The sequence below is a fragment of the Caballeronia terrestris genome (assembly GCF_001544515.1).
In the GTDB taxonomy this organism is placed as follows: Bacteria; Pseudomonadota; Gammaproteobacteria; order Burkholderiales; family Burkholderiaceae; genus Caballeronia; species Caballeronia terrestris.
In genome coordinates this window covers 45,976-60,050 of sequence record NZ_FCOL02000032.1, presented here as the reverse complement: position 1 = coordinate 60,050, position 14,075 = coordinate 45,976, and the positions used below count along the sequence as shown (strand labels likewise).

At 61.7% G+C, this 14,075-nt stretch carries 12 protein-coding genes; 3 read left to right on the top strand and 9 right to left on the bottom strand.

All coding sequences use genetic code 11. From position 1 onward, the window contains the following. The 3 genes from AWB67_RS23075 to AWB67_RS23070 all read right to left on the bottom strand — a co-directional run. Positions 1–1,865 (bottom strand): hypothetical protein (locus tag AWB67_RS23075; protein WP_143328416.1); only part of this gene is annotated, 1,865 nt, incomplete at its 3' end. Between the two features lies 1 nt (position 1,866). Further along, positions 1,867–2,541, bottom strand: a complete 675-nt coding sequence (locus tag AWB67_RS39645; RefSeq protein WP_235025264.1) for a hypothetical protein — start codon at positions 2,539–2,541, stop codon at positions 1,867–1,869. A 461-nt stretch (positions 2,542–3,002) separates the two neighbouring features. Further along, entirely contained in the window at positions 3,003–5,366 is a 2,364-nt protein-coding gene (locus tag AWB67_RS23070) for an AsmA family protein (protein WP_087658543.1), read from the bottom strand. A gap of 122 nt (positions 5,367–5,488) precedes the next feature. Here AWB67_RS23070 and AWB67_RS23065 point away from each other — a divergent pair, with 122 nt between their 5' ends. From AWB67_RS23065 to AWB67_RS23055, 3 genes are read left to right on the top strand one after another with little or no spacing between them, the layout of a single operon-like run. Beyond that, positions 5,489–6,193: an ABC transporter ATP-binding protein gene (locus AWB67_RS23065; RefSeq protein ID WP_087658549.1), complete on the top strand. Its 705-nt coding sequence runs from the start codon at positions 5,489–5,491 to the stop codon at positions 6,191–6,193. After that, positions 6,190–6,990, top strand: a complete 801-nt coding sequence (locus AWB67_RS23060; protein ID WP_087658542.1) for an ABC transporter permease — start codon at positions 6,190–6,192, stop codon at positions 6,988–6,990. Before AWB67_RS23065 ends, AWB67_RS23060 begins: the two co-directional genes overlap by 4 nt. Before the next feature lie 57 nt (positions 6,991–7,047). Then, positions 7,048–7,296: an AbrB/MazE/SpoVT family DNA-binding domain-containing protein gene (locus AWB67_RS23055; RefSeq protein WP_087658541.1), complete on the top strand. Its 249-nt coding sequence runs from the start codon at positions 7,048–7,050 to the stop codon at positions 7,294–7,296. A 30-nt stretch (positions 7,297–7,326) separates the two neighbouring features. On the opposite strand, the gene AWB67_RS23050 is transcribed toward AWB67_RS23055, so the two are convergent. From AWB67_RS23050 to AWB67_RS23025, 6 genes are all read right to left on the bottom strand, one after another. After that, entirely contained in the window at positions 7,327–7,800 is a 474-nt protein-coding gene (locus AWB67_RS23050; protein ID WP_087658540.1) for a VOC family protein, read from the bottom strand. 31 nt (positions 7,801–7,831) lie between these two features. After that, entirely contained in the window at positions 7,832–8,299 is a 468-nt protein-coding gene (locus AWB67_RS23045; protein WP_087658539.1) for a VOC family protein, read from the bottom strand. A gap of 146 nt (positions 8,300–8,445) precedes the next feature. Continuing rightward, positions 8,446–10,386, bottom strand: coding sequence for a response regulator (locus AWB67_RS23040; protein ID WP_087658538.1), 1,941 nt, complete (start codon positions 10,384–10,386; stop codon positions 8,446–8,448). Positions 10,387–10,451: 65 nt separating this feature from the next. Continuing rightward, entirely contained in the window at positions 10,452–10,916 is a 465-nt protein-coding gene (locus AWB67_RS23035) for a response regulator (protein WP_087658537.1), read from the bottom strand. Continuing rightward, on the bottom strand, positions 10,909–13,293 hold the full coding sequence (locus AWB67_RS23030) for an ATP-binding protein (RefSeq protein WP_087658536.1): 2,385 nt from the start codon (positions 13,291–13,293) through the stop codon (positions 10,909–10,911). Before AWB67_RS23030 ends, AWB67_RS23035 begins: the two co-directional genes overlap by 8 nt. After that, entirely contained in the window at positions 13,290–13,898 is a 609-nt protein-coding gene (locus AWB67_RS23025) for a biliverdin-producing heme oxygenase (RefSeq protein WP_087658548.1), read from the bottom strand. Before AWB67_RS23025 ends, AWB67_RS23030 begins: the two co-directional genes overlap by 4 nt. Positions 13,899–14,075 lie beyond the last annotated feature (177 nt).

Below are 14,075 nucleotides of genomic sequence, written 5' to 3'. Positions count from 1 at the left end.
GTTGCCACCTGCGAACCGTCCACAACAAAGTCATACTTCGTGTAGCTCTTGTCGAGTTTGAAGTCGAATTGCTGGGTCGCTTTTCCATTGGCGTAAAAGATGTCCTGCGTCTTAAAACCGCTGGCGCTGAATTTCACGACCTCAGTAACCTGCCCCGACACGCCAACAAGTGTTGCTATCTGCGAACCGTCCGCTGCAATGTCGTATTTCGTGTAGCTCTTGTCGAGCTTGAAGTCGAACTGCTGGGTTGCTTTTCCGTTGGCGTAAAAGATATCTTGCGTCTTAAAACCGCTGGCGCTGAACTTCACGACCTCAGTCACTTGGCCCGACACGCCAACAAGCGTTGCTATCTGCGAACCATCTGCTGCAATGTCGTACTTCGTATAGCTCTTGTCGAGCTTGAAGTCGAACTGCTGGGTCGCTTTTCCGTTAGCGTAAAAGATGTCCTGCGTTTTGAAGCCCGTCGCATTGAATTTGGCAAGTTCAATCATCTGTCCGGTCGTGCCATAGACTGTCGCCGTCTGCGAACCATCTGCTGCAATGTCGTATTTCGTGTAGCTCTTGTCGAGTTTGAAGTCGAACTGCTGGGTTGCTTTGCCGTTCGTGTAGAAGATGTCCTGCGCTTTGAAGCCGCTCGCGTTGAACTTCGCGACCTCAGTAATTTGGCCAGTCACGCCGTAAAGTGTTGCCGTCTGCGAGCCGTCCGCTGCAATGTCGTACTTCGTGTAGCTCTTGTCGAGTTTAAAGTCGAACTGCTGGGTTGCCTTGCCGTTGGTATAAAAGATGTCCTGAGTCTTGAAGCCAGTCGCATTGAACTTAGCGACCTCAGTAACTTGGCCGGTCGCGCCGTAAAGTGTTGCTGTCTGCGAGCCGTCCGCTGCAATGTCGTACTTCGTGTAGCTCTTGTCGAGTTTGAAGTCGAACTGCTGGGTCGCCTTGCCGTTGGTGTAGAAGATGTCCAGCGTCTTGAACCCGTTATAGTCAAACTTGGCCTTTTCCGTCATCTGACTACTAATGCCGAAATAGGTCGCGGACACGAAGCCATTGATTGACACTTCACCAGAGAGGCTTATCGTTTCCCCATCCTTCAAGGGGATCGGCTTGCTGTCGATCACGCAGACCGTCGAGCCACCAATGAGGGTTTCTCGGTACGTCAAGGTTGGCCCGGTCATTTTCTGCCAATCGACCAAGTTTGGGCTTTTTTGGCAATGTCCCAGTATCCACCAGTCGGCGTAATATTCTTTGTAAGTAAGAAGCGGCGCGTTAGATGGATGAATCGTGCCGTAGAATTGCCCCGCCGTATCGACCATGCTTGATCCCGGCTTTGTCCATGATTGAGACATGGCAATTTCGTACGTCACATTGGCGAGGTTAATACCCAGCGAGGCAGCAAGCTTAGCCAGTTGCGGCGTCACTATCTTGTTAGGGTCCGAGTGCATGGTTCCTGCACTACCACCGATAAGCCCCAACTGGTTTGCCACGATGTACTCCGACACCATCGCAATGCCTTCATTGGTTAATCCATTCGCGACGGCTTCGGCCGGATTAGTTGGGGTTTTACCTCCAGTTCCGCCAGGAAGGAGTGCATGTCCCATTTCATGCGCGAGCGTGGTGGCAAACAGAATCGGTGACTCGTTCCATGAGGGGTCAAAATTGATGACCTTAGCAGAGGCGTCTGTAGTAACACCGCTTCCTGCAACACCCATTTTGAAGGACCAGTCTTCCTTGCTACAAAATGAATTCAGCGCGCCAGCGAGAAACGGTGACTTTTCGGCAGCCGAAACAATCGAGTTGTACAACGATTCATTCAACCCAAAAACTTTAATCAATTTCTTCAAAGCATTCTGCGTAAGTATTACCGTCATATTAGTTATCCCTTTCCACGCCTTTATTTTGGTCTACTTTTACCGTAATCCCGGTAAGCTGTGCCGCTGCATTGAAGCTTATCGTTACGACCTTATTCTGATTATGTGCGAAATCCTCTTTTCTCCATGTCTCATTCCCATGAGGCGCTGAGGCATTAGCCAGTGGGCCGTGGGGAGGAGGCGTCGGCGATGAAAACAGAACGAAATCATTTCCAAATATCTGTTGAGTTTCAACAAAACTCGGCCCATCCTCAGTCAGTTGAAAATTTATACCTGCGGTGATTAATCCGAGAGCGTGACTACTTTTCCCTCCAACTAAAGTAGCACCCGGAACCGAACCTCCAAACAGTGGCGAGGCCATTATTCTTGGGAATATATAGGCAGGTGGGTTAGCGGCTATGGAGATGTAGCGTTCCGGCGTACTGCCGTTATTTGTGATACTGACCTCTTCGAGATTGAATACATCTTTTAGGTTAGCTTCCGTATAAAAATCATCTTGTAATAGAAGATCATGGTCAATAATAAACTTAAGATTCTTAGCGTATTCAATTGCGGTCGTCGGACGGGAAATCATATGACTCACCTTTTCACCCACTTGCGGGGAACTAGACTGCTCTAGTGGAGGAGCCGCTGGCTGTGCAAAAGCCAAACTGCTTCCTACTACGGCGGCTGTCATAGCGGTCGCTGCTACGTGTCTCACCTGAATGTTCATTCTCCTAAGCCCGTTGTAAGGAACTCTAATCATACGATCGTCCCGGACGAACGTGCGCGTACGAGTGTCTGAGTAATTTCCGAATTGAGCGATAGCAGGCGAAAAAAAGCCCGCACGAAGGCGGGCAAGAAGTAATCGTCTCTAGGAGGTTGCAACAGCGAAAGCTTACGTAATGTCCGAGACAAGACCATAACGCGCGTTGCGCATAAGCATGAGCGGTGCCGCCATCCTGCACCGACCGAATGAAGTGGCAGCGATTCAGCTATCAGATTAAAGAGCCTTTGGGCCTCGCTCGACGAGGGAGATTGTCCACATTTTCTGTGCACAGCCTTCTTCGCAAGCATGGGGCTGCTTCGATAAGTCGTTGGTCGGCCACGCACTTCAATCAGTTGGGCGTTGTGAGTCCAACACGCCCCTCGCTACCCTCAACTCCCCTTATACTGCGCCGCACTCGCAGGCGACGGCGAAACGCTCTTCGGCGCCACCGCCTTAGGAGCCGACGCCCCACCCTGATCAGCCGGCAAATAAGAAGGCGCCGCCTTAGCCTTCTGCTGCTGCCCTGCGGGCGGCGCATTCGGCGCTGTGCGAATATCCGCAAGCATCTGCTGACACGGAAGCGGCTTGTTGTTGCTCGGCGCGATCAGCGGAATCAGCGCCGCGAACGGATTGATCAGCCCGAGCCCGACCGCCGCCGCCCCGCGCACCGCGAGCGCACCTGCGCTCACTCCCACATGCGGATCCTTGAACGTCCCCTTCACATAAAGCGGCGAGCGCAGCGAAAATATACGCAAGCCCTTCGTATGCGGATGAATACCGAGATCCATCGCTTCGGTCTTGAGGTCGATGTTGCCGTCGACGTTGACTACGGCGTCGTCGGTATCGAGGGCGAACACGCGCGAGTCCAGCACGCCGTCGGTCACTACGAAGTCCGCCGCCGCGCAGTTGATCTTCACGTCGCGCTTGCCCCACAGCTTTTCGTAGACCACGTTCGCCACGTTCAGCCCGGCCGCCTCCATGTAGAGCCGGCTCACGGTGCCATCGGTGATCAGCGCCTTCACCTCCCCGTTCGATGTCGCCGCAAGCGCCGCCGGCGAATTGCCCGTCGCCGAAAGCGCCGCGTCACCGTTCACTTCGCCGAGCGCCGACTGCATCGTCTTCACGTTGGGGAATAGCTGCTTCAGTTTCAGGTGACGCGCCTGCGTCGAGACGCGGCCCTTGAGCGGCGTCGCGCTGCCGTCGAGGTGAATATTCGACGCAAGCGACCCGCCCGCCACGCCAAATTTCAGCGGCTCGAGCGACAGCACGCCGTCCTTCATGATGACGTGTGTGTAGAGATCGGTGATTGGCAGGTCCGGGTCCTTGATGATGCGACGGCCGGTGAATTTCACATCGGTATCGATCGCCTTCCAGCGGTCGGTCTTGAACTCCTCCGTCGGCAGTGCCTTGTTCGACGGCTGCTTCTTGTCCTCGCCCCGCTTCGCCTTGCTCGCGTTGGAATCGGCCCCGATGATCGGCGCCAGGTCGGAAAACTGCAGCAGTCGCGACACCAGTTCGCCCGAGAGCAACGGCCGCGGCTTCCGGCCCGCGTACACCAGCGAGCCATTGATATCGCTGCCGCCCACACGTCCCGTGAAATTCTCGTACTTGAAGACGCTGCCCTCTTTCCTGAACTGGCCGACGAGCCGCCCTTCGGTCGCGTACGGCGGCGTCTCGGGGAGCGTCACGCCGGTGATCGGATAGAGATGCGCCATGCTGACGCCCTGCAGCCACAGCCGCAGATCGAGCGCGGCGAGATGCGCCGGATCGGTCACGGTCCCGACGAGCGCGATATGCGTATCGCCGATCCGCACGTCCGCCTGCACGGGGAACGGGCGCTCTGCGTCCTGCACGGCGAGCACGCCGCCGACCTTCCCTTCGCCCGATACGGCCGTCTTGTTATACGTGCCCTTCAGCGTCCAGCCGATGCCGTACGGCGGCACCGGCGGCTTCGGGCCTTCCTTGGTCGTGATGCTGTTGGCCGCCGACGTGCTCGCCGGATTCGCCTTCTCGCCGCTCGCCGCAGCCGCGGCGGACGCAGCCGATGCCGCCGACGCTTCCGATGCCGCCGCAGCGGTCGCCTGCTTGTCGAGCTTCTGGGCGCCGCTCTTGCCGACCATTTCCGCCGACGATTTCCGCGACGCCTCTTCCTGTTGTTTCATGACCTCGCCGATCGGCACAGCCTGCCCGAGCGTATCGACGACAGCCTGCATATCGGCTTTGGTGACTTCATCGGCATAGGCGATATTGCCCTTGGCAAACGCGATGTCGTGCAGCCGCAGATTCCAGGTGGACGGCTCGGATGATTGTTTGAACTTGAACGTCCAGTTGTTGCGGTTGTCTTTCAGGCGCTCCAGATCGACCGCCGGATTGACCAGGTTGATGCTCGGAATCACGATGTCGTGGGCGAGCAGCGGCAATAGCGCGACCTGGAAATTGATCTCGTCGAGCGTCGCGAAATAGGGTTGCTTCGCCCATTCGGGATTCGCCACGGTGATTTTTTGCGCGGTGAAACGCGGCCACGGCACCCAGCGTTTCCAGCCAGTTTCGGTGACCGGCCGTTGCCAGCCGAGTTTCAGATCGCCTGTGATGTGAAACTGCCGGCCGATGGCCTGCGAGACCTTGTCGTCAACCCACGGACGCGCGCGATTCCAGTCGAAAGTCAGGAAAACGACGACGAGCACCGCGACCAGCAGCGCCAAAATGCCAAAAAACCACGCGACGATTTTTCCGATTTTCCTGCCTTGAACCATGACAGCTCCGACGTTATTTCTGATTGGACTACGCGCAGCACGCAGCGTGCCCGGCGATACGTGGCGCACTTCCACAGCCGATTCGACGTAAGATCGCTCACCTCACTCGATCCATGATTCCGATGCCCGACTCTCCCGCATCGTCCTCGACACGCGGCGCGCTGGTCGCCGCCTCCGGCATCGAGCGCCGCGACCCGGCGCGCCACGCGACGCTGCTTTTCCCAACCGATTTCACGCTGCAGGAAGGCGACCGTGCCGTCATCACCGGTCCGTCCGGGTCGGGAAAGAGCGTTTTCCTGCGCGCGCTGGCGCTGCTCGATCCCATCGATGCCGGCCGAATTCTCTGGCGCGGCAACCCGATCGCGCGCGCAGGCGTGCCGGCTTACCGGCGACGCGTCGCGTATATCGCGCAACGGCCCGCGATGCTCGACGGCTCGGTCGAGGACAATCTGCGCTATCCGTTCGGGCTCAAGGTCTATCGCGACGTGCGGTTCGATCGCGCGGCGGTGGCGCGGCTCGCGTCCGCGGCGAGCCGTGGCGAGGATTTTCTCGACAAGCGCGCGAGCGACCTGTCCGGTGGCGAGGCGCAGATCGCCGCGCTGATCCGCGTATTGCAGCTCGCACCCGACGTGCTGCTGCTCGACGAGCCGACCGCATCGCTCGATCCGGCCTCGACGCGCGAAATCGAGGCGCTCGTCGACGCATGGTTCGCCGAGCACGCGGGGCGCGCGAGCATCTGGGTCTCGCACGATCCCGAGCAGACGCGGCGCGTAGGCGCGCGACAACTCACGATGGTCGCCGGAAAGCTGACCGAGGGCACGCCATGAACGGTTATCAAAATCTGAGCCTCGTCGATATCGGACTCGCGGCGGCACTGATTGTGGTGAATGGGGCGCTGTCGGTGGCGCTCAAGCTGGATCTGGAGCGCAAACTCGCGTGGGCGGCGGTGCGCACGGTCGTGCAGCTGCTGCTGATCGGTTATGTGCTCGGCTGGGTCTTCGAATTCGACCGCTGGTATGTCGTGCTGCCGCTGATGGTCGTAATGACGCTGATCGCGGGATTTTCGGCGTCGAATCGCGGACGACGGACTTACGCCGGGCAGCGCGTGGACAGCATCGCGTCGATCTGGGCGAGCACGTGGATCGTCGGGGCGTTTGGGCTCTTCGTCGTGATCCGCATCCACCCGTGGTACGAGCCGCAATACGCGATTCCGATCCTCGGCATGATTCTCGGCAATACGCTGACGGGCGTGTCGCTCGGGATCGAACGGATGACGGAGGAATTGACGGCCGGACGCGGCGCGGTGGAGATGTCGCTGGCGCTCGGCGCAACGCGCTGGGAGGCGGCGCGGGGACCCGCTCGACAGGCGGTGCGAGCGGGCATGATTCCGACGCTCAACCAAATGGCAGTCGTCGGGCTCGTCAGCTTGCCGGGGATGATGACGGGGCAAGTGCTCGCGGGGCAATCGCCGTTGCAGGCGGTGCGGTATCAGATCGTGATCATGTTTCTGATCGCGGCGGCGTCGGCGCTGGGGACGGTCGGGGCGGTGGTGATGACTTATCGGCGGCTGTTCTCGCCGGAGCATCGGTTTTTGACGGGGAAACTGGTGGAGCGGGGGAAGTAGAACCAAGCCGATAATGATCGGTCGAATATCGCCACATAGTTAGCTGAAGCCTCAATAATGAGGACGACATTACCCAGGATCGGGAATTCCCAAGGCGTTCTGATTCCGAAGCCGATTCTGGCGCGTCTCGGAATCGAGAACGAAGTGGAGATGCGGGTCGAAAACGATGCGCTTGTGCCGCGCCGTCCGCCGAGAAACCTGCGCGATAGTTGGGCTGAAGCCAGCGAAGCCCTCGCGCGCGAAGGCGACGACACACTCCTTCTAGGCGAATTTCCCAACGACAACGACGCCGAACTCAGGTGGTAAGCGAGCAAGACCACGTCGGCCCAAAGCCCGTTACTCCCCCCGATAAGCCCTCTCCAGCCCGGCCAGATCAAGCTTCACCATCTTCAGCATCGCCTGCATGACCCGGGTCGATTTCGCCGGGTCCTCGTCCTGCAGCATCTTCCCGAGCGATACCGGCACGATCTGCCACGACACGTCGAAGCGGTCTGTTACCCATCCGCACTGCTGCGGCTGGCCGCCCGCGGCGAGCTTATCCCAGTACCCATCGACTTCATCCTGCGTCTCGCACTTCACGAAGAACGAAATAGCCGGCGAAAACGTGAAAGCCGGCCCGCCGTTGAGCGCCATGAATTCCACGCCGTCCAGTTCGAACGATACGGACAGCACGCTCCCCTTTTCCCCCGGCCCCGCTTCGCCATAACGCATCACATCGCCGATACGCGAGTGGCGGAACACGCCGGTGTAGAACTGCGCGGCCTCTTCGGCCCGCCCGTCGAACCAGAGGCAGTTGGCGATCTTTTGCATGGCAGTTCCTCAACGGATATGCGTCGGCAGCTTACTGAAACATCTTCGACATCGCTTCCTGCATCTCGCCGGGCGTCACGTCGCGCTTGTGCGTCGCGACCGACCAGCGGTGTCCGAACGGGTCCTCGACCTGCCCGTAGCGGTCGCCCCAGAACATGTCGGCGACGGGCATCGTCAATGTCGCGCCGGCGGCGACGGCCTGCGCGACGGCGGCATCGACGTCCTCGACGTACATATGGATCGTCACCGGCGACCCCTTCAGCGACTTCGGCCCGAGCGCACCGCAATCCGGCATTTCATCGACGAGCATCAGCGTCGAATCGCCGATCTTCAACGACGCGTGCATCAGCTTGCCGTTCGGCGCGGGCAGCCGGACCAGTTCCACGGCATTGAACGCCTTGACGTAGAACGCGATGGCCTCGGCGGCGCCCGCGCACACGAGGTGCGGGGTCAGCGTGTGCATGTCTGCGGGGATCGGCTTGACGGCGGGTGTGGACATGACGGCAACTCCTGTGAAGAAAGGTCGGAAATAGTCGGGATGCGCCAGCGCGATGCCAGACGCTCCAACACTACGACGTTCCATTCTCCGCAAAATCGACAACCCCGCGACACGTCCCGCACAAAATTCCACCAAGCGGCGCCGGATCACTCGTCGGCGGGTTTTTTCGCGAGGGTGTGAATCAGCGCTTCGAGACGCGCGAAGTTGACGGGCTTCGTCAGGTGGTCGTCAAAGCCGGCTTCGCGGCAGCGCCGGATGTCCTCGTCCATGCCGTAGCCGGTGATCGCGACCGACGGCCGACCCGGCTGCAATCCCTGCCACGCGCGCGCGATATCGAGCCCGCTGCCGTCGGGCAAGCCGATGTCGCTGACGAGCAGGTCAAACGGATCATTCTTCGCGAACGCAAGCGCCTCGGCGACGGTCGTCGCGACCGACACCTTGTGGCCGAGCACTTCGAGCACCTCCGCCATCGCCGACGACGTGTACTCGTTGTCCTCGACGAGCAGCACGTTCAGCGACCGCACGATATCGTCCGTCTGTGTGGCGGCATGCGGCGAGCTTTCGTACTCGGGCTCCGCCTTCGCGAGCGGCAAAGTCAGCGTGAAGCGCGCGCCCTTGTCGCGCCCTTCGCTTTGCGCAGTCAACGTGCCGCCGTGCTTCTGCGCGAGCGTGCTGGCGATCGCGAGGCCCAAGCCCAAGCCGCCGAACGCGCGCGTGATCGAATCGTCGGCTTGTTCGAACGCCGAGAAGATGCGCGGCAACGCCTCCGCACTGATGCCGATGCCGCTGTCCTCGACAGCCACTGCAATCGTCGATGCATCGGGGTTCCACGTCCGCACTTCGATGCGTCCGTCGGCCGGCGTGAACTTGACCGCGTTCTTCATCAGGTTCCAGACGATCTGCTGCAGGCGCGCGGCATCGCCGAGTACGAGCGATGCCGCCGCCTCGAAGCGCGTCTCGAGCGCGAGCCCTTTCACTCGCAGGTCGGAGATGGACATGTCGAGCGCGCTCGTCATCAGCGTATCGAGCGCGACGTTCGTGAAATTGAGACTCAGCTTGCCGCGCGCGATGCTCGTCAAATCGAGCAGATCGTCGATCAGGCGCGCCTCCAGCTCGACGTTGCGGCGGATCAAGTCGAGCGTCGGATGCGCGTCCTCCGGCAACTGGCGCTTCATTTCGAGCAGGCGCACGGCGGCAAGGATCGGCGTGAGCGGCGTGCGCAATTCGTGCGACAGCACCGCGAGAAAATGGTCCTTCGCGCGGTTCGCGGTCTCGGCCTGCTCCTTCGCGAGCCGCAGCGCGTCGGCGGCCATGTGGGCGTCGGTCGCGTCGCGGATGATCTTCGAATAGCCGATCAGTTCGAGATGCTCGGTGCGGATCGCCGTCGTCACGCCCGAGGCGAAGAACGAATGGCCGTCCTTGCGCCAGAGCCAGCGGTCATCGCTCGCGCTGCCCTCGCGGCGCGCGGTGGCGAGTTCCTCTTCGAAGACGCCGCCGTCGCGATCTTCCGGGCTCAGGAACACGCTCGCCGAGCGGCCGACGACGTCCTGCGCCGGATAACCCAGAATCCGCTCCGACGCCGCGTTCCACGTGCGAATGCAGCCTTCCTGATCGAGCGTGATGACGGCGTAGTCCTTCAGCGCGTCGACCAGCAGCCGAAAGTGCGTCTCCGTTTCGCGCAGCACACGCTCGACCGCGATGCGCTGCTGACGCTCCGCGCTTTCGCGCAGAGCACGCCGGACGACGGCCGGCAACCGCTGCAGGCGTTGCTTCAGCACGTAATCGGTCGCGCCGCGCTTGAGCATCTCGACCGCGTGTTCCTCGCCGAGCAGCCCCGACACGAAGATGAACGGCGTATCGGGCGCGCGCTCGATCGCGATCGTCAGCGCTTCGATGCCGGAGAAGGTCGGCATGACGAAGTCGGCGAGGATCACGTCGAACGTCTTGGATTCCAGTTGCGCCACGAATTCGGCTTCGTCGTAGACAACCTGCGCATCGACCGCATAATCGGCGCGTTCAAGCTGGGCGAGCGTCAGCTCCGCATCGAGCGTGTTGTCTTCGACAAGAAGCAGGTGCAAAGGCTGCATGGTCTAGACGGCCTGGCAGGAAGAAGCTCGCGCGAAAGCGCAGTCGATGATCACCGGCATGCGCGTCATTCGTTCACCAGCGGGCGGCGAAAGCGCATCGAGCCCGGCGGCGGTTCGTTGAGTACGGCCCAGAATACGCCCAGATCGGCGATGGCCTCGACGAATTCCGAAAACTCGACGGGTTTGACCACATAGGCGTTCACGCCGAGCTCGTAGCTGCGCACGAGATCCTGCTCTTCCCGCGACGATGTCAGCATGACGACGGGAATGCTCTTCAGCGTGCCGCTCGAGCGGATGGTTTCGAGCACTTCGAGGCCGTCGATCTTCGGCAGCTTCAGGTCGAGCAGGATCACGGCCGGGTTGCCCGGCACGCGACCGGCCCAGTTGCCTTCGCTCAAAAGGTAATCGATGGCTTCCTGGCCGTCGCGCGCGATGATCACTTCGTTCGCTAGCTGGCTCTTGTCGAGCGCGACGAGCGTGAGCTCGAGATCGTTCGGGTTGTCTTCGACGAGAAGGATTGGTTTAAGCATGGTCCGGTTTTGACGATGGTTCGGATGCGGCGCGTGGCTTGCGCCGCGCGCCCGGTTCTTTCCTGAACACGAGTGGCAACGAAAAATAGAACGTGGCGCCCTCGCCGACACTTCCTTCGGCCCAGGTCCGGCCGTCGTGCCGCTCGATGATGCGGCGCACGTTGGCAAGTCCGATGCCGGTGCCGTCGAATTCCTCGGCGCGATGCAGCCGCTGGAACACGCCGAAGAGCTTGCCGACGTATTTCATGTCGAAGCCGACGCCGTTGTCACGCACGCCGACGATGGTTTCGGTTGCCGTTGTGTCCGCAAATATCTCAATTTTCGCCGATTCTCGCGTGCGCGTATATTTCACCGCGTTCGAGAGCAGGTTACGCAGCGCGAGTTGCAGGAACGTGGCGTCGGCGGTGACGCTCGGCAAGTCGCCGATCACCCACTCGACGTCGCGCCCGGCAGTATCCGGCGCGAACTCGCCGACGACCGACTTCAGCAACTGGTTCATGTCGACGGTGCCGGGGCGCAGCGCTGCGCGGCCCATCTGCGAGAACATCAGCAGGTCGTCGACGAGCGTGCCGGCGAAGCGCGCTGACTGCAGCATGTTGTTCAGAAAGCGCAGGCTGCGGTCCGACATGCGCTCGCCTTCCTGCTCACGCAAGAGGTCGCCGTAGCCCGCGATGTGCCGCAACGGCGCGCGCAGGTCGTGCGAGACCGAATACGAAAACGCTTCGAGTTCCTTGTTCGCGCGCGCGAGATCGGTCGCGAACTGCGCGCGCTCCTCCGCGTGCCGCAGCACGACATTGAGCATGGCTGCGCGAAACTCGTTGGCGATCTCGATCTCGACCGGCCGCCAAGCCGGCGACAGATTGCGCACGGTCTCGACCCACGGGCTGAAGTCGGTGCGCGGCGCGTTTGCACCGTCTGGGGCGCGCAGCTTGATCGGCTCGCCCGCCCATTCGATCGTGCGGATCACCTCGGGCCGGAACCAAAGCAAATAATTGCGGAAGATCTGCGAGACCGGCACGGCCAGCACGCCGCACGCGGTCTCGGTGTGCTCTGCGGCGGGCGGCCACGCTTGCGGCAGCGCGTCAGTCGCGTAGATGCCCGTCGTGTTCTCGGCGAGCCACAGTGTGAGCGCGCGGAGCGTGTCCTCGTCGGGCGTGGCGCCGAAGAGCGTCACCTTGTCATCGACGACGATCGCCGCGCCCGTCGCCGATGCGAAGCCTTGCATGTCGTCGGGCGCGGCGCACAGGCCCTCGACGAAATCGTCGTGCTCGCCCATCGCGCTGATCAGATGCGACACCGTGCGGCGCAGGCTGAGCAGATAGTTGGCCTCGGCGCGCTCTTCCTTTGCCTCGATCTGCAGCGACAGGATGTGCCCCAGATGCTCGACCGCCATGCGCACTTCGAACGGCACGAGCCGCGGGCTGTGATCGTGGCAGGAAATCAGGCCCCACAAGTGCCCGCGAACGACGATCGACACCGACATCGACGCATGCGTGCCCATGTTGCGCATGTATTCGAGATGGACGGGCGAAAAGCTGCGCAGCGTCGCGTAGCTGAGATCGGTCGGGCGGCCGGTGACGGGGTTCACCGCCGGCACGAGGCGCGCAGGCGTGTAATCGACGTTCGCGACCAGCCGGATGCGGTTGCGCAGATACAGCGCGCGCGCCTGTCGCGGGATGTCGGAGGCCGGGAACCACTGGTTCAGGAACGACGCGTAGCTGTCGTCGCGCTCTTCGGCGAGCACGTTGCTGCGGCCTTCCTCGTCGAAGCGATACAGCATCACGCGCCCGAAACCCGTGATCGCACGCACTTCCTGCACGGCGAGGCGCGCGAGCTCGGCGACGGTCGCGACGTCCTGAAGGCTGCGCGTGAACGTGCGCACGAGCGGATACATCGCGGCGAAGACGTCGTCGTGCAGATGGCGCGCCACTTCCAGCTCGACGATCAGATTACCGTCATGCCGATGCAGCGTGACGTCGAATTCGGCATCGCTTTCGATGGCGGCCGCGTCGTGCAGCGGATTCTCGACGACGCCGAGATAAAGCGGCGCCGCTTCGAGTTCCGCGGTCGATGCCGCTTGCGCGAGCCGCTCCGCGCTCGGACGGCCGAGCAGCACGTCGATCGGCTGGCCGAGCAGCGTCTCGACCGGCTGGCCGGTGAGCGTCGCGAGGTTGTCGCTCGCCTGGAGGATGTGGAGGTCGTCGGAGACCGTCAGCAGATAGCCGTGCGGCTGGATGCCGCCGGGGATGTGGATCGGCTCGGCGTCGCAGTCGCCGTTCGCGACGCCCGATTCGAGCGTGCGGCGGCGCGCTTCTCCATCGGGCAGCGGTGCGAAGGCGGGACGGCCCTTCGATGGCGCAGGCGAATCCGTGCTCATGCGAGCGCTCCCGGCGCGACACGCGCGCCAGCAAGCCACGCGTGCAGGCCATCGAAGGTCGCGATGGCGGCGGCGACGGCGTCATCGTATTGATCGGCGGGCACGGTCGCCGAGGCTGTCTCGCGGAACGCTTTCCACATGCTGCCCGTGCGCGGGCCATAGCCGTCGAAATAGGCGTTGCCTCGGCCGTGCGTCAGGCCGAAGAGCCCCGCGACGTGCGGCGCGATGAAGCGGCCACCGAGCGTCGAGCCCTCCATCACGTACATCGAACCGAAGACGCGGCCGGTCGTATCGAGTGCGGGGAGCGTGGCGCTTTCGTTTGCGAGCGGCACGGCGGCGGCGCGGTGCTGATCGCCCGTCAGGACGGCAAGGTCGTCGGCGAGCGAGGCGGCCTTGCGGCGAGCGTCGAAAAACACCTGCAGGTGCGCGGGCAGTCGCATGCCCACCGCGTCCTCCCACACGGCGACGTAGCCGAAAAACCGTTCGAGCAGCGCGACATACTCTTCGCGCGACCAGTCGTTGCGCATCAGGTCGAGCGCGTTCTCGAGGCGCGTGTGGCACGCGGCGGTTTCATCCTTCAGACGGATCAGGAGATCGTGTTGCATGTTCCATTCGGTTTCGATGCCGTGGGCTGACATCGGTTTTGTCCACTACATTTCACGCTGGACATCAAGCGCTTTTGCGATTAGACATGCGCGGTAGCGCAGAGATTTCCGACTGCCGATTCCCTGCAAAGCGCCGCCCATCGCAGCAGTCTTACGTTTTCGTAACACCACTCATCG